18 protein-coding genes and 1 other RNA gene are annotated in these 19,431 nt (G+C 53.1%); 6 read left to right on the plus strand and 13 right to left on the minus strand.

Annotated features, from left to right (window positions below):
* Positions 1–31: 31 nt before the first annotated feature.
* The 6 genes from gcvH to D6C13_RS17755 form a co-directional block, all read right to left on the minus strand.
* Positions 32–418, minus strand: a complete 387-nt coding sequence (gcvH, locus tag D6C13_RS17730; RefSeq protein ID WP_120134023.1) for a glycine cleavage system protein GcvH — start codon at positions 416–418, stop codon at positions 32–34.
* A 62-nt stretch (positions 419–480) separates the two neighbouring features.
* The gene (gene gcvT / locus D6C13_RS17735) at positions 481–1,578 is read right to left on the minus strand and encodes a glycine cleavage system aminomethyltransferase GcvT (RefSeq protein ID WP_120134024.1); all 1,098 of its coding nucleotides are present in this window, start codon (positions 1,576–1,578) and stop codon (positions 481–483) included.
* A 310-nt stretch (positions 1,579–1,888) separates the two neighbouring features.
* Positions 1,889–3,115, minus strand: coding sequence for an FAD-dependent 2-octaprenylphenol hydroxylase (gene ubiI, locus D6C13_RS17740; protein WP_120134025.1), 1,227 nt, complete (start codon positions 3,113–3,115; stop codon positions 1,889–1,891).
* A 17-nt stretch (positions 3,116–3,132) separates the two neighbouring features.
* Complete coding sequence (gene ubiH, locus D6C13_RS17745) at positions 3,133–4,311, minus strand: 2-octaprenyl-6-methoxyphenyl hydroxylase (RefSeq protein WP_120134026.1); 1,179 nt, start codon at positions 4,309–4,311, stop codon at positions 3,133–3,135.
* A 1-nt stretch (position 4,312) separates the two neighbouring features.
* Entirely contained in the window at positions 4,313–5,629 is a 1,317-nt protein-coding gene (pepP, locus tag D6C13_RS17750) for a Xaa-Pro aminopeptidase (protein ID WP_120134027.1), read from the minus strand.
* Positions 5,630–5,670: 41 nt separating this feature from the next.
* Positions 5,671–6,243 carry a YecA/YgfB family protein gene (locus D6C13_RS17755; protein WP_120134028.1) on the minus strand — a complete coding sequence of 191 codons (573 nt, stop codon included), beginning with the start codon at positions 6,241–6,243 and terminating at the stop codon, positions 5,671–5,673.
* Positions 6,244–6,496: 253 nt separating this feature from the next.
* Between D6C13_RS17755 and zapA the strand changes: the two genes are divergently transcribed.
* The 5 genes from zapA (at position 6,497) to ydgU (ending at position 8,635) form a co-directional block, all read left to right on the plus strand.
* Positions 6,497–6,826 (plus strand): cell division protein ZapA, encoded by a 330-nt coding sequence (gene zapA, locus D6C13_RS17760; RefSeq protein ID WP_112290630.1) that lies wholly within the window; start codon positions 6,497–6,499, stop codon positions 6,824–6,826.
* 47 nt (positions 6,827–6,873) lie between these two features.
* Positions 6,874–7,057: non-coding RNA, 6S RNA (gene ssrS / locus D6C13_RS17765), on the plus strand.
* 38 nt (positions 7,058–7,095) lie between these two features.
* Positions 7,096–7,692: a 5-formyltetrahydrofolate cyclo-ligase gene (locus tag D6C13_RS17770; RefSeq protein WP_120134029.1), complete on the plus strand. Its 597-nt coding sequence runs from the start codon at positions 7,096–7,098 to the stop codon at positions 7,690–7,692.
* Between the two features lie 270 nt (positions 7,693–7,962).
* On the plus strand, positions 7,963–8,436 hold the full coding sequence (gene asr, locus D6C13_RS17775) for an acid resistance repetitive basic protein Asr (protein ID WP_120134030.1): 474 nt from the start codon (positions 7,963–7,965) through the stop codon (positions 8,434–8,436).
* A gap of 118 nt (positions 8,437–8,554) precedes the next feature.
* On the plus strand, positions 8,555–8,635 hold the full coding sequence (ydgU, locus tag D6C13_RS26300) for a small membrane protein YdgU (protein ID WP_476655299.1): 81 nt from the start codon (positions 8,555–8,557) through the stop codon (positions 8,633–8,635).
* Between the two features lie 126 nt (positions 8,636–8,761).
* On the opposite strand, the gene serA is transcribed toward ydgU, so the two are convergent.
* Together serA and rpiA are read right to left on the minus strand one after the other, a co-directional pair.
* A complete protein-coding gene (gene serA / locus D6C13_RS17780) occupies positions 8,762–10,000 on the minus strand; it encodes a phosphoglycerate dehydrogenase (protein ID WP_120134031.1) in 1,239 nt (412 codons plus the stop codon).
* Between the two features lie 336 nt (positions 10,001–10,336).
* Positions 10,337–10,999: a ribose-5-phosphate isomerase RpiA gene (gene rpiA, locus D6C13_RS17785; protein WP_120134032.1), complete on the minus strand. Its 663-nt coding sequence runs from the start codon at positions 10,997–10,999 to the stop codon at positions 10,337–10,339.
* Positions 11,000–11,226: 227 nt separating this feature from the next.
* On the opposite strand from rpiA, the gene D6C13_RS17790 reads away from it, so the two are divergent.
* Entirely contained in the window at positions 11,227–12,129 is a 903-nt protein-coding gene (locus tag D6C13_RS17790; protein ID WP_120134033.1) for a LysR family transcriptional regulator ArgP, read from the plus strand.
* A 63-nt stretch (positions 12,130–12,192) separates the two neighbouring features.
* On the opposite strand, the gene D6C13_RS17795 is transcribed toward D6C13_RS17790, so the two are convergent.
* From D6C13_RS17795 to D6C13_RS17815, 5 genes are all read right to left on the minus strand, one after another.
* A complete protein-coding gene (locus D6C13_RS17795; RefSeq protein WP_120134034.1) occupies positions 12,193–12,930 on the minus strand; it encodes an oxidative stress defense protein in 738 nt (245 codons plus the stop codon).
* A gap of 104 nt (positions 12,931–13,034) precedes the next feature.
* Complete coding sequence (argO, locus tag D6C13_RS17800; protein WP_120134035.1) at positions 13,035–13,652, minus strand: arginine exporter ArgO; 618 nt, start codon at positions 13,650–13,652, stop codon at positions 13,035–13,037.
* 195 nt (positions 13,653–13,847) lie between these two features.
* The gene (gene mscS, locus D6C13_RS17805) at positions 13,848–14,735 is read right to left on the minus strand and encodes a small-conductance mechanosensitive channel MscS (RefSeq protein ID WP_120134036.1); all 888 of its coding nucleotides are present in this window, start codon (positions 14,733–14,735) and stop codon (positions 13,848–13,850) included.
* A 135-nt stretch (positions 14,736–14,870) separates the two neighbouring features.
* Positions 14,871–16,139, minus strand: coding sequence for an MFS transporter (locus D6C13_RS17810; RefSeq protein WP_120134037.1), 1,269 nt, complete (start codon positions 16,137–16,139; stop codon positions 14,871–14,873).
* A 60-nt stretch (positions 16,140–16,199) separates the two neighbouring features.
* Positions 16,200–19,298, minus strand: a complete 3,099-nt coding sequence (locus D6C13_RS17815; RefSeq protein WP_120134038.1) for a beta-galactosidase — start codon at positions 19,296–19,298, stop codon at positions 16,200–16,202.
* Positions 19,299–19,431: the final 133 nt, after the last annotated feature.

The raw sequence follows: 19,431 nt of genomic DNA on the forward strand, positions 1-19,431 counted from the left end.
AGCGGGTTGCGGGGCGGTCTTGCAATCTTTCTTATTCGTCTACGGAAGCAGCGTAGGCCTGTGCATCAAGCAGATTAGCCAGTTCGCTTTCGTCTGACGCTTTAATCTGGAACAGGAAGCCAGTGCCGTATGGCTCGCTGTTGACCAGCTCCGGGGAACCTTCAAGTTCGCCGTTAACAGCAACGATTTCGCCACTGATTGGAGAGTAAATATCGGAAGCCGCTTTAACGGATTCCGCCACGGCGCAGTCTTCACCGGCAGCTACTTCGCGCCCCACTTCTGGCAGATCCACGAAAACCATGTCGCCCAGTAATTCCTGCGCGTGTTCGGTGATGCCTACGGTGTAAACGCCGTTGCCTTCTGAACGGACCCATTCGTGGGAAGGGGCGTATTTCAAATCTGCTGGAACGTTGCTCATTATACTTTCTCCAAAAAAGTGCTTAATTCAGCGTTAACTGGATAATTTTTATGACGAATTCTTTACTGCGCCAGCGGTTTGCCATTACGGACAAAACCTGGCTTGGTGACTTTCACCGGCATTTCGCGGTTACGGATTTGCACAATGGCGTGTTCGCCAATGCCCGCCGGAACGCGTGCCAGAGCAATACTGTAGCCCAGCGTCGGAGAGAATGAGCCGCTGGTGATCACGCCTTCCAGCGTATTGCCTGCACTGTCGGTGAATCGCACCGGCAGTTCGTTACGCAGTACGCCTTTTTCGGTCATCACCAGGCCGACCAGTTGCTCGGAGCCCTGCTCGCGCTGTCTTTCCAGGGCGTCACGGCCAATAAAGTTGCGGTCTTCAGGCGTCCACGCGATGGTCCAACCCATGTTGGCTGCCAGGGGCGAAACACCTTCGTCCATTTCCTGACCGTAAAGATTCATGCCCGCTTCCAGACGCAACGTGTCGCGCGCGCCCAGACCGGCAGGTTTCACGCCTGCTGCCAGCAGTTTCTGCCAGAAATCGGCAACCTGTTCCTGCGGCAGTGCGATTTCATAACCTGCTTCACCGGTGTAACCGGTGGTGGCGATAAAGAGATCGCCTGCCTGCACGCCGAAGAACGGTTTCATGCCCGCGACGGCTTGTTTTTGTTCAGCGGTAAACAGGGTTTCTGCTTTTTCTTTTGCATGAGGCCCCTGCACGGCTACCAGCGCCAGATCATCACGCACGGTCAGTTCGATGCCATACGGTTCTGCATGCTGCGAAATCCATGCCAGATCTTTCTCGCGGGTGGCGGAGTTCACCACCAGACGGAAGTAATTTTCATTGAGGAAATAGACAATCAGATCGTCAATCACGCCGCCGGATGCATTGAGCATGCCGGTGTACAGCGCTTTACCGGGAACGGTAAGTTTGGCGACGTCGTTCGCCAGAAGGTAACGGAGGAATTCACGGGTACGGGCACCGTGGAGATCGACAATGGTCATGTGCGAGACGTCAAACATACCCGCATCCTGACGCACGATGTGGTGTTCATCCAGCTGAGAGCCATAATGCAAAGGCATCATCCAGCCGTGGAAATCGACCATACGCGCGCCGCACGCAACATGTTGTTCATAAAGCTGAGTCTGCTTAACCATCTTATTCCTCATTGAATTAAGTGCATAAACGGTACACCGCGCAAACGATACCTTTTCTTGGACGTTACCACTGAATAAGCTCACTAACCATAAGTTAAAATATGCAAAGCAGAGATAATGTCAGTGATTTCACAGGGGCATTGTGCAGAGTTTTTGACTGGAAAACTGAGGTTTATGGCGCAAAATCTACAAATAAACATCAAAAGTATCGATGTTATATAACGGCAAGGCCGGATTTCTCACCATTTGCAGAATAAGAAACCCGACCCCGGATTAGAAAATGTAATGGAAAAATTGAGCTGAAATTAGATTATTTCAATCGAACCGAATCATCCTGTAACCACTCAGGTAAATCATTGAGCCCCATCGCCTGACGGACCAGTTTCGGTTTAACGCCCGGCAGGGAATCGGCCAGCGTCAGGCCGATATCACGCAGCAGTTTCTTGGCAGGATTGTCACCGGCAAACAGTTCGCGAAAGCCCTGCATACCCGCCAGCATCAGCGCGGCGCTGTGTTTACGGCGGCGCTCGTAGCGGCGCAGGTACATGTGCTGGCCGAAATCTTTGCCTTCTTTTTGCAGGCGTTTGATTTCTGAAGCCAGCTCAGCAGCATCCATGAAACCTAAGTTGACGCCCTGACCGGCCAGCGGATGGACGGTATGCGCAGCATCTCCGACCAGCGCCAGACGTTGCCCGGCAAAACTGCGGGCATAACGGCCGGTCAGCGGGAAGGTCATACGTTCGCTTTGTACAGTACAAACGCCCAGACGCAGGTCAAAGGTGCTGGCGAGGATTTTGTTGAACTCCTCAGGCTCCAGCGCGCTCAGGCGCTGCGCTTCATCTGGCGAAACTGACCAGACGATAGAAGACAAATGGGCATCAGCCAGCGGCAGAAATGCCAGAATGCCTTCACCGTGGAAGACCTGGCGTGCAACAGACTGGTGCGGTTCTTCAGTGCGGATGGTCGCAACCAGTGCATGATGGCGATAATCCCAGAACGTCAGCGGAATGTCGGCATGCTGACGCAACCATGACTGCGCGCCGTCCGCACCGACCACCAGCCGAGCGCTGAGCTGCCGGTCATCACTGAGGGTAATGAACGCTTCATTTTCGCCCCACGCCACATTCTTCAGGGTCGCTGGTGCGAGCAAAGTGATGTCGGAACATTTTTCCGCACGTTGCCACAAGGCACGGTGGATCACCTGATTTTCGATAATGTGGCCAAGATGACTGAAACCGTACTCTTCGCCGCGGAACGCGATTTTGCCGAAGCTGTCGCGATCCCAGACTTCCATCCCCTGATAGGCATTCGCGCGCTGAGCAATAATGTTGTCCCAGACGCCGATAAATTTCAGCAGACGTTCACTGGCAGCATTAATAGCAGAAACCCGCAAACCCGGCTGTTCCGGTAACGGTGAATCGAGATCCGGCTGCTGGTTTTCCAGCACCGCAACACGCAGGCCGCTGCCCTGTAAACCACACGCCAGCGCCAGACCGACCATTCCGCCACCGGCGATAACCACATCAAAAGATTGCATAATTGTTCCTGTAAGGATTAACGGTCAACCCAACCCAGCGTCCTGCGGGTGAAAGCATCGCGCAACGGCGTAATACCTTCCATCGCCAGCAGACCGAGGTTACGTCCGACCATTAGCGGCAGCCAGCGGTTGGCAAAGAGATGGATAAGGCCATCGGTCACGCCGACGGTGGCCTGCTGATCGGGCTGACGGCGACGCTGATATTCACTCAGCACGCGATAACTGCCGATATCGGCGCCCTTAGCAGCCGCACCGGACAGCGTTTGTGCCAGCGTCATGACATCGCGCAGACCGAGGTTAAAGCCCTGTCCGGCAATCGGATGCAGCGTTTGCGCCGCATTGCCGACCAGCGCCAGACGGTGGCTGATATGGCTGTTGGCTTTTTGTAATTGCAGCGGATAACTGAAACGTTTACCGGCCTGTTTCATGGTGCCCAGACGCCAGCCAAACGCATTTTGCAGCTCGCTGAGGAACTGTGCCTCGCTCCAGTTATCAATTTCTTCTTTCGCTTCACGCGGATGACACCAGACCAGAGAACTGCGGCCATCGGACATCGGCAGCAGTGCCAGCGGTCCGTGTTTGGTGAAGCGCTCGAAAGCACGGTTGTTGTGCGGCTCGCTGGTCGCCACGTTAGCGATGACGGCAATCTGGCCATAATCTTCACGCTGCCAGCCAATGTTGCAGGCTTTTGCCAGCGAAGAATGCGAACCGTCAGCGGCGACAAGCAACTGTGCGTGCAGCGTTTCGCCGGTATCGAGCGTTACGCTGGCAGAATCTTGCGAGCGCGCGACATCCGTGACTTTCGCCGGACAATGCAGCGTCACGCCGGGCGCATTTTTCAGCATGGCAAACAGGCGTTTGCCAACTTCGTGCAGCTCAACCACCTGTCCCAGCGCTTCCACGCCGTAATGGGCGGCATTGAGATTCACAAAGGCCGCATGACCGCGGTCACTGACATGAATATCACGGATGGGCGTGGCGATAGCCTTCAGCGCAGGCCAGATGCCGACGCGGGCTAATTGCTGACAGGTTCCCTGCGCCAGCGCAATCGAGCGGGCATCAAAACCCGGATGCCCGTGATGTTCCGGCGCAGTGGCTTCCACCAGATGCACCGGTAAACTGCCTTTCGTCAGCGAGGAAATTGCCAGCGCCAGAGAGGCACCGGTCATTCCGCCGCCAACAATTACGATGCTCATATTATTTCTGTGCCGCCGCCATTAACGCTTCAATATCATCGGCTTCTTTCACCACATCGCCGGTCAGGATTTCAATGCCGGTGGCGGTGATCAGAATGTCGTCTTCGATGCGGATACCGATACCACGGTACGCTTCCGGTACGTCAGCGTCCGGCGCGATATACAGACCCGGTTCAACGGTCAGTACCATACCCGGTTCCAGCGTACGGCTGCGGTCAACTGAACCATAATGACCGACGTCATGAACGTCCAGCCCCAGCCAGTGAGACAAACCGTGCATAAAGAACTGGCGGTGTGCCTGCTCCGCGTACAGGGTCTCAACGTCGCCTTTCATCACGCCCAGCTTCACCAGACCTTCAATCATGACGCGCACTGCGGCTTCGGTCGCGGCCTGAATGCTGCTGCCCGGCCCGAAGACTTCCAGCGCTTTATATTCTGACGCCAGAACGATGTCGTAGATTTCACGCTGCGCTTTACTGAATTTACCGTTCACCGGGAACGTACGGGTGATATCACCGGCATAGCCACGATATTCACAACCGGCGTCGATCAGAACTAAATCGCCGTCACGCAGTTCGCATTCGTTTTCGGTGTAATGCAGGATGCAGCCGTTTTCGCCGCCGCCCACAATGGTGTTGTAGGAGGGATAACGCGCGCCGTGGCGGTTAAATTCGTGGTGAATCTCGCCTTCGAGCTGGTATTCAAACATGCCCGGCTGGCATTTTTCCATCGCACGGGTATGAGCCAGCGCGGTGATTTCTCCGGCGCGGCGCAGGATGGCGATTTCTTCCGCCGATTTAAACAGGCGCATGTCGTGCACCCACGGACGCCAGTCGATGACGGTTGCCGGAGCAGAGAAGTTCTGACGGAAACCTTTGCGTAGTTTTTCCATGGCACGGTTTACGATTTCGTCGGCATAGGCGTAATCGCCCTGCGCGTGATACATCACATCAAGGCCGTTAAACAGCAGATGAAGCTGGTCGTTGATATCGTCAAAAGGCAACGCTTTAGTCACGCCAAGTTTGGCGGGCGCAGCTTCCTGACCTAAACGACGACCAAACCAGATTTCAGCGGTGAGATCACGCACGCGGTTGAACAGCACGCTGTGGTTATGATTTTCATCACTTTTCACCAGGATCAGCACCGCTTGCGGTTCATTGAAACCGGTGAAGTACCAGAAATCACTGCTCTGACGATACGGGTATTCACTGTCGGCACTGCGTGGTGCTTCCGGCGCAGAAAAAATTATCGCAGCGCTTCCCGGTGCCATCTTCGCTAACAGCGCCTGACGACGATTCTCGTACTCTTGCTGAGTCATCACCTTCTCCTGAAATCGTTTTAATTAATGCATCATTTTAATTAGTGCAATGTACGGTGATTTTCCGCGGCCGTCGGGCGGCTGTGACCAAATTCACCGAAGCACAAAATGGCAGCGACGCGAACGTACTCCACCACTTCTTCTAAAGATTGCGCCAGTTGTTCCTGATCTTCATCTTCGTCGTAACCAAGTTGCGCGATGCTACGCAAATCGTCGATAGCTTCACCGACTTCGCCTTTCACTTTAGCGAGTTTGGGTTGCATCATGCCCAGACCGAGCAGGTAGTGGTTGACCCATCCGGCCAGCGCATCGGCACGCTCAAAGACGTGTTTTTCATCGTCAGGCATCAGCATTTTGAATTCGAAGCTGTCATCTTCGAGAGTGTCTGACGTCACTTTGCGCAGTTGTTGCAGCAAATCTGCCAGCGTGTGCGGGAAGGCCATGCCTTCGTTAGTCAGATCATGCACCATCGTCAGCCAGCTGCCGTCGCGATTGCCACCGCACAGCAAGCCACTGATCAAACCGTGCATTTCTGCTGCGGTCAAAGCAACTGATTGTTGTTTCAGGTTTTGATCCAACGAATCGTAAGTAGGGTAAGTATTCTCAATAGACATGCGCATTCGCCATCGTTGGCTGGTTAAGTTCGTGTTATGCTACCACCAAGGTCTGTCGTAGTACCAGATTAGCAGCCCGCGATCGGGTGGTATAAGACATGAATGGCACGCCCTGAACAATCGGGCAGCAGTCAGTCGGTCATGGGGTTGTAACCTGGTATTGAGATAGTTATAGTGGCGCCCGCTTCCAACATCCTGCGCCAGGTCGTAGTGGTCACGTTGGGGCGGACGAATAATTTAGCAGGAAGGTGGCATGTCTGCACAACCGGTAGATATTCAAATTTTTGGTCGCTCTTTACGAGTGAATTGTCCGCCAGAACAACAGGAAGCACTGAATCTGGCAGCTGATGATCTTAATCAGCGGTTGCAAGATCTGAAAGTTCGCACTAGAGTCACCAATACAGAGCAACTGGTTTTCATCGCGGCATTGAACGTATGTCACGAACTTGCTCAGGAAAGGTTGAAAACACGCGACTACGCATCCAATATGGAACAACGTATCCGGATGTTGCAACAAACCATCGAGCAGGCATTGCTCGAACAAGGTCGGATCTCTGAACGTGAAGGGGCGCCTTTCGAATAACACACGTTGCTGACTGGCTGGTCACAGGTCGTCAGAAACGGTAAAAAATTTCTCTGAGATGTTCGCCAGCGGGCCCGTCCCCTGAGCCGATAATTAGTACCAACAGAATGTGATGATCCGTAATCGGTGCGCATGCTCGGTCCGTCCGAGAAGCCTAAAGATTGCGACAGCACGTTCACCTTGAACCATGGGTTCAAGGGTTACAGCCTGCGACGGCATCTCGGAGATTCCCCTTTCTTTCGGTACATCCCTTTCTGGTGTTTGTATCTATGCCCTACACACCTCTGTTTGCATCAGCCCGACAAACCCTTCGCACTGAAATACGTCAACGCAGAAATAATCTGACCGCTGAGCAGCAATCGCATTTTGCGCTTCAGGCCGCAGAGCGCGTCGTGACACACCCAAAGATTCAATCCGCAAAAACAATTTCCGTCTTTCTGTCTTTTGATGGCGAGCTGGATACTAAACCTCTGATCGACCGTTTCTGGCGAGAAGGCAAACAGCTTTGTCTGCCGGTGCTTCACCCTTTCTCTGCGGGCAATTTGCTTTTTCTGCGTTACACGCCCGATACACCGTTGGTGCGCAATCGCCTCAAAATTCTCGAGCCGCAGCTGGACGTCACGCAGGTCATTCCATTATCACAGCTGGATGTCATCCTCACGCCGCTGGTCGCCTTCGACAGCACCGGACAGCGCTTAGGTATGGGTGGCGGCTTTTATGACCGTACTCTTGAGCACTGGCAGGAATGCGGGCCATATCCGATTGGTCTGGCGCACGATTGCCAGCATGTCGATGCTTTACCGGTGGAACACTGGGATGTGCCGTTACCCGCAGTCATTACGCCCGGGAAAATATGGACGTGGTAATGCCAGGCAAGAAAACATCTCAATAAAGTGCAGATACGACAGAAGTATTGTGCAACCCATTAGTATGTTGTAACTAAGCAAGTTAACTTTCAACGACGCGCGTAACACATCACAGCTAACTCGTTGAAATAAAGCATATCCTCATTTTATACATACCGTTACACGCCGATACCAATCACTCACGGACAACGCTGTTCGCCACGCCTATTATCCTCTCACCGGCCCCGCAGTGGGGCAGACACTTAAACCAAAATTCTAAAGGAATACCCAATGAAAAAAGTATTAGCTCTGGTTGTAGCCGCTGCAATGGGCCTGTCTTCAGTTGCTTTCGCTGCTGAAACCACCGCAACTCCGGCACCAACTGCAACAGCAACTACCGCTGCTCCGGCTCATGCAACTAAACATAAAGCACACAAAAAACCTGTGCAGAAAGCTCAGGCTGCCAAGAAACACAAAAAAGCAGCTAAGAAAGCGCCAGTAGCTCAGAAAGCTCAGGCGGCTAAAAAACCTGTGAAACACGCTAAGAAAGCGGCTCCGGTAGCTCAGAAAGCCCAGGCTGCTAAAAAACACGTGAAACACGCTAAAAAAGCTGCACCGGTAACTCAGAAAGCTCAGGCTGCTAAAAAACACGTAAAACACGCTAAGAAAGCGGCTCCGGTAGCTCAGAAAGCCCAGGCTGCTAAAAAACACGTAAAACATGCTAAGAAAGCTGCTCCGGTTGCAAAAGCAACTCCGGCAGCATAAGAAGTAACGAAGAAGTCTTCGTGAGCACCACTGCTCGCTCTTATCAAGACTGTTAATTTAACACCCGGTTCGCCGGGTGTTTTTTTCTCCGGTTTTTATTCCGAGGTACTGACAGATGATGCTGCGCCGCTACCAGTTTGAAATCACCCTGTCATCGCTGATCCTTTGCGGTCTGGTCGCCCTCTCCTTTTACTTCTGAATGCTTTCGTTACCTGGTTATATCCCTCCCTGATATTCTTTACTTCCCTGATGCCCATTCTTTATTTCCCAAAAATCCCCAAAAAAAACCGCCTTTCGGCGGCTTTGTTATTTACGGCTGATACGATCAGTAAAGCAGGCGTGCCCGAATGGTGCCCGGAATGGCTTTCATCAGTTGCAGCGCGGTAGTCAGCGTATTGATATCCGTTTCTGCGTCAATCACCACATAACCGATTTCAGGGCTGGTTTGCAGGTACTGTGCCGCAATGTTGATGCCTTGCTCCGCGAAAATCTGGTTGATGCTGGTCAGCACGCCCGGACGGTTTTCGTGAATATGCAGCAGACGGCTGGCTTTCTCGGTATGCGCTGGCAAAGAGGCTTCCGGGAAGTTAACCGCGGAAAGCGTTGAACCGTTATCAGAGTATTTTGCCAGTTTTCCTGCCACTTCCAGACCGATACCTTCCTGCGCTTCCATCGTCGAACCACCGATGTGTGGCGTCAGCAATACGTTATCGAATTCACACAGCGGAGAAATGAACGGATCGCTGTTGGTTGCAGGTTCTTCCGGGAAGACGTCAATTGCCGCACCGGAAAGATGCTTGCTGCGCAGTGCGTTGCACAGGGCAGGAATGTCGATGACCGTACCGCGTGAGGCGTTGATCAGCAGTGCGCCCGGCTTCATCTGCGCCAGCTGCACTTCAGAAATCATGTCTTTGGTGCTCAGGGTTTCCGGCACGTGCAAGGTCACGACATCGCTGGTGCTGAGCAGTTCATTCAGAGTAGCAATCGGCTGCGCGTTGCCCAAAGGCAGCTTGCTTTCAATGTCATAATAGAAGACGCGCATCCCCAGGCTTTCCGCGAGGATCCCCAGTTGCGTACCGATGTGGCCATAACCGATAATACCCAGACGTTTACCACGCGCTTCGAACGAGCCGACCGCCAGTTTGTTCCAGATACCGCGGTGCGCTTTGGCGTTGGCTTCAGGAATGCCACGCATCATCAGCAGCATTTCGCCCAGCACCATTTCGGCAACCGAACGGGTATTAGAGAACGGTGCGTTGAAGACCGGAATACCGCGACGGGTCGCTGCTTTCAGATCAACCTGGTTAGTCCCGATACAGAAACACCCAACAGCCACCAGTTTTTCGGCTGCCTGGAACACTTCTTCAGTCAGCTGAGTACGCGATCGGAGTCCAACAAAGTGCGCATCACGGATCGATTCTTTCAGCGACTCCGTATCTAAAGCACCTTTGTGAAATTCAATATTGGTGTAACCCGCGGCACGGAGTGTATCAACCGCACTTTGGTGGACGCCTTCCACTAACAAAAATTTAATCTTGTCTTTCTCAAGTGATACTTTTGCCATTTCCCGACCCTATATTTTTCTGACTGAATTCGAACTGCTAGGTGACTGCTCAGTCAACATAACAAAAAATCCGCCATCATCAATACAAACGATTGCCTGCCCCGTAGCAGAAGGCTCACTTCGCCTGATGGTTTTCAGCATTTCGTGCTGGTTAGAATTTATGGAGCCAGACGTTCAGGAGGAGAATGTGAGGAATGTGACATAAGTCACCAAATTAAGGCTTTTGAAGAAAAGATGATTCATCCAGAAAATTATCATCTTCATAACATTGCGTTATGACAGGAGTGTGTCTGGCTGCTTTTCTCTGAGCAGCCAGATCTTCTGCTTATCGCTGACTTATTTCAGCTTAACAGTTTTAACGCCTTCAGAAGTGCCGACCAGTGCCACGTCAGCGCCACGGTTGGCGAACAGGCCGACAGTCACCACACCGGCAATACTGTTGATCTTATTTTCCATCGCAACGGCATCCACAATGCTCAGGTTATGCACATCCAAAATCACGTTGCCGTTGTCGGTCAGGACATTCTGACGGTATTCCGGCAGGCCGCCCAGTTTCACCAGTTCACGCGCCACGTAAGAACGCGCCATCGGTATCACTTCCACCGGCAGCGGGAATTTGCCCAGCACGTCAACCTGCTTGGAAGCATCCACGATACAGATGAATTTTTTGGCAATCGCCGCAATGATTTTTTCGCGGGTCAGCGCTGCACCGCCGCCTTTAATCATTTGCATTGAGCCGTTGATTTCATCAGCGCCATCGACATATACATCCAGCGAATCTACTTCGTTGCTGTCGAAAACGTGAATGCCTAAACTTTTCAGTTTAGCGGTAGAGGCGTCGGAACTGGAAACCGCGCCTTCAATCTGGCCTTTGATGGAACCCAGTGCGTCAATGAAATGTGCGGCTGTGGATCCGGTACCGACACCGACAATGGTGCCCGGTGTGACGTAATCCAGTGCGGCCCAGCCGACTGCTTTTTTCAATTCTTCCTGCGTCATAATGGCTTCTCTGTCTGATAACACGAAAGTGGCGTGAATGCTTCGATGGAACGAATAGTGGCGGTGATTATAAAGCATGTGCCGGCAATTTGGATAAGCAACACCGCAGCCAGATCACACTTATTAAGTGCAATTGTGCTGCAAACACAAAGATTTTCCTCACCACAAATCCTGACAATCTGTGGCATAGTGTTCGGATAAAATTAAATCTAAGGGACAGAACTCCGATGAAACGCCCGGACTATAGAACGCTGCAGGCACTGGACGCGGTGATCCGCGAGCGCGGTTTTGAGCGCGCGGCACAGAAGCTTTGCATCACTCAATCGGCGGTCTCTCAGCGCATTAAACAACTGGAAAATTTGTTCGGCCAGCCTTTGCTGGTGCGTACCGTACCGCCCCGCCCGACCGAGCAGGGTCAGAAATTACTGGCATTGCTGCATCAGGTGGAATTGCTGGAAGAAGAATGGCTGGGCAGTGACAGCAATAATGAAAGCAATGATACGCCATTGCTGCTTTCGCTGGCGGTCAACGCCGACAGTCTGGCAACCTGGCTGTTACCGGCGCTGAAATCGGTGCTGGTCGATTCGCCTGTCCGTCTGAATTTGCAGGTAGAGGATGAAACGCGCACGCAGGAACGTCTGCGTCGCGGTGAAGTGGTGGGTGCGGTGAGTATTCAGCCACAGCCGCTGCCGAGTTGTCTGGTGGATCAGCTTGGCGCGCTGGACTATTTATTTGTCGGCTCCAAACCATTTGCCGATCGCTATTTCCCGAACGGCGTCACCCGCTCCGCCTTGCTGAAAGCACCTGCGGTGGCGTTTGACCATCTGGATGATATGCATCAGGCCTTCCTGCAACAGAACTTCGATCTTTCGCCGGGCAGCGTTCCGTGTCATATCGTTAACTCGTCGGAGGCCTTCGTGCAACTGGCCCGTCAGGGCACCACCTGCTGTATGATCCCGCATTTACAGATTGAGAAAGAGCTGGAAAGCGGCGAACTGATCGACCTGACACCCGGCCTGTTCCAGCGGCGTATGCTTTACTGGCACCGCTTTGCGCCGGAAAGCCGCATGATGCGAAAAGTTACCGACGCGCTGCTCGCCCACGGCCATCAGGTATTGCGTCAGGACTGAAACTCCTGTTATGCCCGAAAACAAAAAACCCGCCGGAGCGGGTTTTTCATTTTTACGACTTCATTATTGCGCAGCCGCAGCCTGCGGCTGCAATTCGAACACCACATCGACCTGATCGTCGAAGTGAATGCTTTGCTGCTCGTAAGTCTGTGCGACATCGCTCTGCCCTGCGGCTTCGGCGGTTTTATACATCCGCGCGACCGGCATAGGCTGATAGTTGGCTACGTGATAGCGAATGCTGTAAACCGGCCCCAGTTTGGTGTGGAAACCTTCGGCCAGAGATTTTGCCTGCTGCGTGGCGTTTTCGATCGCTTTCTGACGCGCTTCATCACGGAATTTATCCGGATTTGCCACGCCCAGTTCCACCGCACGCACTTCATTCAGACCTGACTTCAGTGCGCCATCCAGAAGCTCGTTCAGTTTGTCCAGCTGACGCAATGTCACCTGAACCTGACGCACGGCACGATAGCCTTTCAGCTGTGATGTCCCGTCTTTCAGATAGTTATATTCCGGCTGAGTGCGCAGGTTAGCCGCATTGATATCTTTCTTCTCAATGCCGTTTTTTTGCAGGAATGCAAAATATTCCGCTACACGCTCATCGGCCTGTTTCTTGGCGCTGGCTGAATCATTCGCCGACACGCTGACTTCAATCGCCAGCGTCGCGATATCCGGCGTTGCATCAACGCTCGCCGTGCCTGACGTCACCACATGCGGTCCGGCAGGTAATTCCGCCGCCTGCAACGCCAAAGGTAATGTCCCTAATCCCAACATCGCTGCTACAGCTAATGCTTTCAGTTTCACAGTGCCTCCATTAATCATCAAAGATCTGGCAATAGATAGGTCAAAACAATCTGCGAAACCGTAGCATAATCCGTTACAACTGAAACTAAGATTAGTGACAAAAGTCAAAATACCCCGGTCTGACGCGCCAGTTGTACGGCAATTCCCCACATAATCGCCCCGACGATAAAGTTGATGACCCGCTGCACTTTGCCGGTATTCAGCCAGGGTGCCAGTACGGCAGCGAGGATCGCCAGCCCGAAGAACCATATGACTGAAGCACTGACCGCGCCGAGCGCAAACCACGAACGCTCATCGTGACTCAGGCTGCCGCCGAGACTACCAAGCACCACAAAGGTATCCAGATAAACATGCGGATTCAGCCAGGTGACCGCCAGCATACTGACGACGATTTTCCAGCGGCTTTGTTTCGCCACTTCGGCCTGCACCAGTTCGGGATTTTTACTGAATGCCGTGCGAAACGCACCCCAGCCATACCAAAGTAAAAATGCCACGCCGCCCCAGCTCACCAGTAACAGTAAGATCGGGGATTGACTCAGCAGCGCGCTACCGCCAAAGATGCCCCCACAGATCAGCGCGATATCGCTCAGCGCGCATAATCCGGCAATCATCAGGTGATATTGTCGGCGAATGCCCTGGTTCATCACAAACGCATTCTGCGGACCAATCGGTAAAATCATTGCGGCGCTCATCGCCAGTCCTTGCAGGAAAATAGCCAGCACGGGATATCCTTCAGAGAGTTGATAACAGAGAGTAAATAACAGAGATTGCGCGCAGTGTAAGGGCTTTGCTGGCATAAGAGGAAATGGATATTTCTAATCGGTCATTAGACTGACTTATAAAAGCGGTTTGTAAATCTGAGGCATGAAAAAGGCGCCCGCAGGCGCCTGTGAAAATCTGAATCCGTCAAGAATCTGTTACTCGAACGAGCGTCGTTCTTCCTGCTGGTTGCCCGCCGCATTCGCCACCTGATAAAGGTGAACATCCATCTGCGGATAGGCAATATTGATTTTGTTTTTATCCAGTGCCCGCTTGAACGATTCCAGCAGATCCCATTTCACGTTCTGCGCATCACCGTTGTTGGTCCATGCGTAAACAATAAAATTCAGGGTAGAAGCGGCCATTTCGTTCATACGAACCACGACGTCTTTATCTTTCAAAACGCGTGGATCGGCAGAGACGATTTCGGTCAGAAGCTGCTTCACCAGATCGATGTCAGAGTCATAACCCACGCCAATGGTCAGATCGATACGACTCGTCGGTTCGCGGGAGTTGTTGATGATATTACCGGCGATGATTTTACCGTTTGGCACCACAATGATTTTGTTGTCTGGCGTACGCAGGGTCGTCGAGAAAATTTGCACCTGAGTGACCGTACCGGCTACACCACCGAGATCAACATACTCACCGGCGCGGAACGGACGGAAGATCACCAGCAAAACGCCTGCTGCAAAGTTAGACAGCGACCCCTGTAATGCCAGACCCACGGCCAGACCGGCGGCACCGATGACCGCAATCACAGAGGTGGTTTGTACGCCAATTCGCCCCAGAACCGCAATCAGCGTGAATGCGATAATCGCGTAACGCACCATCGCGGAAAGGAAATCGGAAACGGTGATATCAATGCCACGAACTTTTAAAACCCGGCTGACGGTACCGGAGACGACGCGGGCGATAATCATACCGACAATCAGAATGAAAATAGCAGCCACAATATTCACGGCATAATGAAGCAGTAACGCCTGGTTTCTCACCAGCCAGTTGCCAGCATTATTAATGCTGCCTACCACGTTTAAATCATCCATTTAAAGTACCTCAAAATTACACCCTGACGGGTAGTAAGAAAACAAAATTGCCCGACAATGCGGGCAGCAAGTGTGCTTTAAGGTTAACTAACAAAGTGATGAAGTGCCAATTCTGCACGAAAGACTTCCGGTGAATTAAACATTTGCTGGGCTGTTTTTTAACGGTTCCGGAGTTTTGAATGCCTGAAGAGGTCCACGGCCACTCAGCGTAAAGACTGAGATTATCGTGAAGGTCAGTGCGACCAGACCAAGGATCAGGTACGTTCCGTGGAAACCGATGCGGTCATACATGTTCCCGGCAAAAACGGACATAAACATGATCGCCACCTGTTTGAAGAAGCAGAATGTGACCAGATAAATCGTGGCGGAGAAACGCACTTCAAACACTGACGTGATGTATTTAAAACAGCCCACAATCAGGAACGGTATTTCAAACATATGCAGCGTTTTCAGCACCACGACTTCCAGCGGCGAAGAAGCAAATGAAGAGCCGATAATGCGCACTGACATAATCATCCCGGCCAGCAATAAGGCATTCTTACCCCCAATACGGTTCACAATCAGCGGCGCGAAGAACATGATGCAGGCGTTGAGCAATTCGCCCATCGTGGTCACATAGCCAAAGACCCTGGTCCCTTCTGAAGATGATGAGAAGAACGAGGTAAAGAAATTGGCAAACTGCTGGTCGAATACGTCATAAGTGCAGGAAACGCCGATCACGTACAGCGCCAGGAACCACAGTTTTTTGTCTTTCAGCAGTTCGAGCGCGAGTTTGAGATTGAAGGGTTTAGAGTTGGCTCCCAGTTCATTGGCCACGCGGGCGCTCGAGGTCACTTCCGGTTTGGCGATCAGCAACAGAATGGCGAGGATCACCGCACAGCCGGAGCCGAGCCAGAACACGAATTCGTTGTTGATGGTGAACATGATACCGACCACTGACGCACACAGCGCCCAGCCGACACAACCAAACATACGCGCACGACCAAATTCAAAGCTGCTGCGGCGGCTGACTTTTTCGATGTAGGCCTCAATGGCTGGCGCACCGGCGTTGTATATCAGACCGAGATAAATCCCGCCGACCACCGATCCGAGATAAATATTTATCTTCAGCAACGGGCCAAAAACATAAATGAAGAAGGGGGCGAACAACACCAGCATACCGGTGATGATCCACAGCAAGTGCTTTTTCAGCCCCAGTTTATCGGCCAGTAAACCAAACACCGGCTGGAACATCAGCGAGAATAACGAAATGCTGGCGAAGATAATGCCGGTGTCGCTTTTACTGATCTGATTAATGTCATGGAGCCAGATCGGGAAGAACGGGAAGTAGGCGCCCATGATGAAAAAGTAAAAGAAGAAGAACAGCCCGAACATCCAAAAGTTAGTATTTTTCAGGTAATACATAAGCAGTTTCCTTACGTCTGAATGTCGCGCCGTGGCAAAAAATCGCCACGGCGCAGGCGGTCAGGCACGTTTCCAGGTGAACGAATAATGGTACTGACCGGCCGTCAGCAGGAAGTCCGGACTGACGCTCGGGCTCCACGAATCATCGCCGCCGACGCCCATATGGAAGCCGTCGATGTTCAGCCAGGTGCCCTCTTCTTCACGCAATAAGTGGCGATGACTGGTATCTGTCAGCTGTTGCAGGCTGTAGCGGCTCAGGCCAAAGTGGAAATTACCGCGCAATTTCCAGCCCGCGTAATCCAGCTCGCGTGTCTCGCCGCGCAGACCGCTTTCGGTCGGGAAAACGTATGGCGTATAAAGCTCCGCCAGCGGCAGAGTCCAGCGTCCGTGTTGCGCGGCCAGACGGCGATCCGGATAGTTTTCGTGTGGGCCCAGCCCCAGCCAGCTGACGTTTTCTGACGTTTCAGCCAGCTGACAGGTCAGACCGATGCGTCCCGGTGACGGTACGTTGGATGCCACCCGGATATCAGCGCTGATATGCAGCTCGCCCTGATTATCGATGCGGAAAATTTTGCGGCTCAGCAGACGCGTCTCCTCACCCGCCATAAACGCGTGCGTGGTGATGATCACTACGCCGTCCTGTAACTGATCGGCAGAGATATTCAGAAGACGCGATTCCAGCTGATACATTCCGGCGGCTTTCCAGCATTCCACCCAGGCATTCGGATCAATGCGCGTCACCTCGCTGACACCGATATCGTTATCCACCGGCGCACGGACAAACTGGTCGCGCAGTGCAGAAAGCAGACGCGGCGTTTTGCCATCGAACCACTGTTCCAGTTGCCCGCTCTGCTGACTGAACTGCCAGCGTTGAGCGCCGTGCACGACAGAAATCTGGTCGCCTTGCTGATCGAGTACCGGCGCTGCGGCGGAGATTTTCTCGGGTACCGGCAGGGTCAGCGGTTGCGGCAACTGCCATTGATCCCAGGCGCTGCGGTGTCCGGCTTCTGACCATGTGGTCGCCTGCGGCTGATGTACCGCGACATTCAGCCACAAGTCGCCTTCTGCCTGCGGGATATCGCCAAGATTCAGTGTTTGTTTACCGTTTGGCGCGATTTTCAGTTCCCCTGCGCCCTCTGAAATGACTTCTCCGTCACGTTCAATGCGCCAGACCAGCTGCTCGTTATCGCTGTGACGGAACAGATATTCGCTCTGAATTTCCACCGTCAGCGGCGAGGTGCCGGTCAGCGAGAACTGGAAGAATTGCTGAGCGCGCTGCGCTTCAAACAAGGACGGATGCGGCGTGCGGTCGGCAAACACCAGGCCGTTCATACAGAACTGACGGTCGTTTGGCGTATCGCCAAAATCACCGCCGTAGGCCATGTAACGCTCTCCGTCTTCGCCGGTACGCAGCAGACTTTGATCCACCCAGTCCCAGACAAAACCGCCCTGTAAACGCGGGAACTGGCGGAACGCTTTCCAGTATTTATCGAAGCCGCCGAAGCTGTTGCCCATGGCATGCGCGTATTCACAGAGGATCAGCGGGCGTGTTTCGTCCGGCATGCTGATCCACTTTTTGATCGACCATTTTGGTACGGCCGGGAAAGGCTGATCCTGTTCGACGCGGGAATACATCGGACAGATAATGTCGGTTGCCGCACTGTTAGCGCCACCACCTTCGTACTGTACCGGACGCGTCGGATCGACAGATTTGATCCAGCGGTACAACGCGTCATGATTCGCGCCATGCCCGGATTCGTTGCCCAGCGACCAGATGATGATGCACGGATGGTTGCGGTCGCGCTGAACCATGCGCGTAACGCGTTCGCTGAAAGCGTTGAACCACACCGGATCGTCAGACAAACGGTTCATCGGCTGCATGCCGTGGGTTTCAATATTGGCCTCATCGACCACATACAGGCCGTATTCATCGCAAAGTTTGTACCACAGCGGATGGTTCGGATAATGCGAGCAGCGCACCGCGTTAAAGTTGTGCTGTTTCATCAGCACGATGTCCCGACGCATTGTCGCTTCATCCATCACCTGACCGTTTTCAGGATGATGCTCATGACGGTTAGTGCCGCGGATCAGCACCGGCTGACCATTCACTTTCAGCAGGCCGTTGCTGATTTCCACCTGACGGAAACCGACGTCGCAGGCTTCGGCTTCGATAAGCTGCCCCTGCGCAGAAATAAGGGAAACCACTGCGCGGTAAAGAGCGGGCTGTTCTGCGCTCCACAATGCCGGCTGGCTGACCGGAAGACGCAGCGTGGTGCGATCATATGCCACGCCGCGTTCATCGATGATCTCGCTGCCCAGCGGTTGCTGATGTTCTGCGACCAGCTTATCGCCCTGCCACAGCTGGACGTGCACCTGATAATCCGCCGCGCTTTCCTGCGGCACCGCGGCGCTGACCTGCACTTCCAGTTCGGCCTGCGTGAAGCTGTGGAACAGATGCGTGCGCACCTGTAAGTCAGTGATTTGCTCAGCCGCTTTATGCAGCAGGGTGACATCGCGAAAAATTCCGCTCATACGCCACATATCCTGATCTTCCAGATAGCTGCCGTCGCTCCAGCGCAGCACCATCACCGCCAGACGGTTTTCACCGGCGTGCAGCACATGGCTGAGATCGAATTCTGCCGGTAAACGGCTGTCCTGCGAATAACCTATCCACTGACCGTTACACCACAGATAGAACGCCGAATTGACACCGTTAAACACGATGCGCGTCTGTCCGCTGCTCAGCCAGTCATTATCGACAGAAACTGTGAGCGAGTAACAACCGGTAGGGTTTTCTTCCGGCACAAACGGCGGATCTACCGGGATCGGATACTGAACGTTGGTATAAATCGGCGCGTCATACCCTGCCAGCTGCCAGTTCGACGGCACCTGCACGCGGTCTGCATCAGCCAGATCCTGTTGCAGCCATTGTTCCGGCACCGCTTCGGGACGGGTAAAATAGCTGAACACCCACTCGCCATTCAGGCTGCGGGTGTTCTCTGAAGGCTTATCTTCTCTGGCTTTCTGAGTATCACGCCAGCTGCTGAACGGTGGATGTGCTGGCAATCTGTTGCACTGCGTTGAGGCCGGTTTTTCCCAGTCACGGCGGGCCAGAACGATGGCCAGCGATGATAATGTATCTTCCGCTGATGGACTCATAATATCTCCCCGGTAAATTGTTATGCGCTCACAATAATATAAACATGCGTAACCGGAGAGAGTAAGTAAAGCAGAGGGATGCCGGAAAGGGACGCGGATCACAAATTCCGCGTCATGGGATCGTTAAAAGAGG

Origin of the sequence: Rahnella woolbedingensis (genome assembly GCF_003602095.1) — a bacterium.
Classification (GTDB): Bacteria; Pseudomonadota; Gammaproteobacteria; order Enterobacterales; family Enterobacteriaceae; genus Rahnella; species Rahnella woolbedingensis.

Bases quoted from the DNA above. Each gene is read 5' to 3' on its own strand.
- D6C13_RS17755 (WP_120134028.1), bottom strand. From the start codon at position 6,243: ATGTCTATTGAGAATACTTACCCTACTTACGATTCGTTGGATCAAAAC.
- mscS (WP_120134036.1), bottom strand. From the start codon at position 14,735: ATGGATGATTTAAACGTGGTAGGCAGCATTAATAATGCTGGCAACTGG.
- zapA (WP_112290630.1), top strand. From the start codon at position 6,497: ATGTCTGCACAACCGGTAGATATTCAAATTTTTGGTCGCTCTTTACGA.
- ubiI (WP_120134025.1), bottom strand. From the start codon at position 3,115: ATGCAATCTTTTGATGTGGTTATCGCCGGTGGCGGAATGGTCGGTCTG.
- ydgU (WP_476655299.1), top strand. From the start codon at position 8,555: ATGCTGCGCCGCTACCAGTTTGAAATCACCCTGTCATCGCTGATCCTT.
- D6C13_RS17810 (WP_120134037.1), bottom strand. From the start codon at position 16,139: ATGTATTACCTGAAAAATACTAACTTTTGGATGTTCGGGCTGTTCTTC.
- gcvT (WP_120134024.1), bottom strand. From the start codon at position 1,578: ATGGTTAAGCAGACTCAGCTTTATGAACAACATGTTGCGTGCGGCGCG.
- ubiH (WP_120134026.1), bottom strand. From the start codon at position 4,311: ATGAGCATCGTAATTGTTGGCGGCGGAATGACCGGTGCCTCTCTGGCG.
- D6C13_RS17770 (WP_120134029.1), top strand. From the start codon at position 7,096: ATGCCCTACACACCTCTGTTTGCATCAGCCCGACAAACCCTTCGCACT.
- gcvH (WP_120134023.1), bottom strand. From the start codon at position 418: ATGAGCAACGTTCCAGCAGATTTGAAATACGCCCCTTCCCACGAATGG.
- D6C13_RS17815 (WP_120134038.1), bottom strand. From the start codon at position 19,298: ATGAGTCCATCAGCGGAAGATACATTATCATCGCTGGCCATCGTTCTG.
- asr (WP_120134030.1), top strand. From the start codon at position 7,963: ATGAAAAAAGTATTAGCTCTGGTTGTAGCCGCTGCAATGGGCCTGTCT.
- rpiA (WP_120134032.1), bottom strand. From the start codon at position 10,999: ATGACGCAGGAAGAATTGAAAAAAGCAGTCGGCTGGGCCGCACTGGAT.
- serA (WP_120134031.1), bottom strand. From the start codon at position 10,000: ATGGCAAAAGTATCACTTGAGAAAGACAAGATTAAATTTTTGTTAGTG.
- D6C13_RS17790 (WP_120134033.1), top strand. From the start codon at position 11,227: ATGAAACGCCCGGACTATAGAACGCTGCAGGCACTGGACGCGGTGATC.
- pepP (WP_120134027.1), bottom strand. From the start codon at position 5,629: ATGACTCAGCAAGAGTACGAGAATCGTCGTCAGGCGCTGTTAGCGAAG.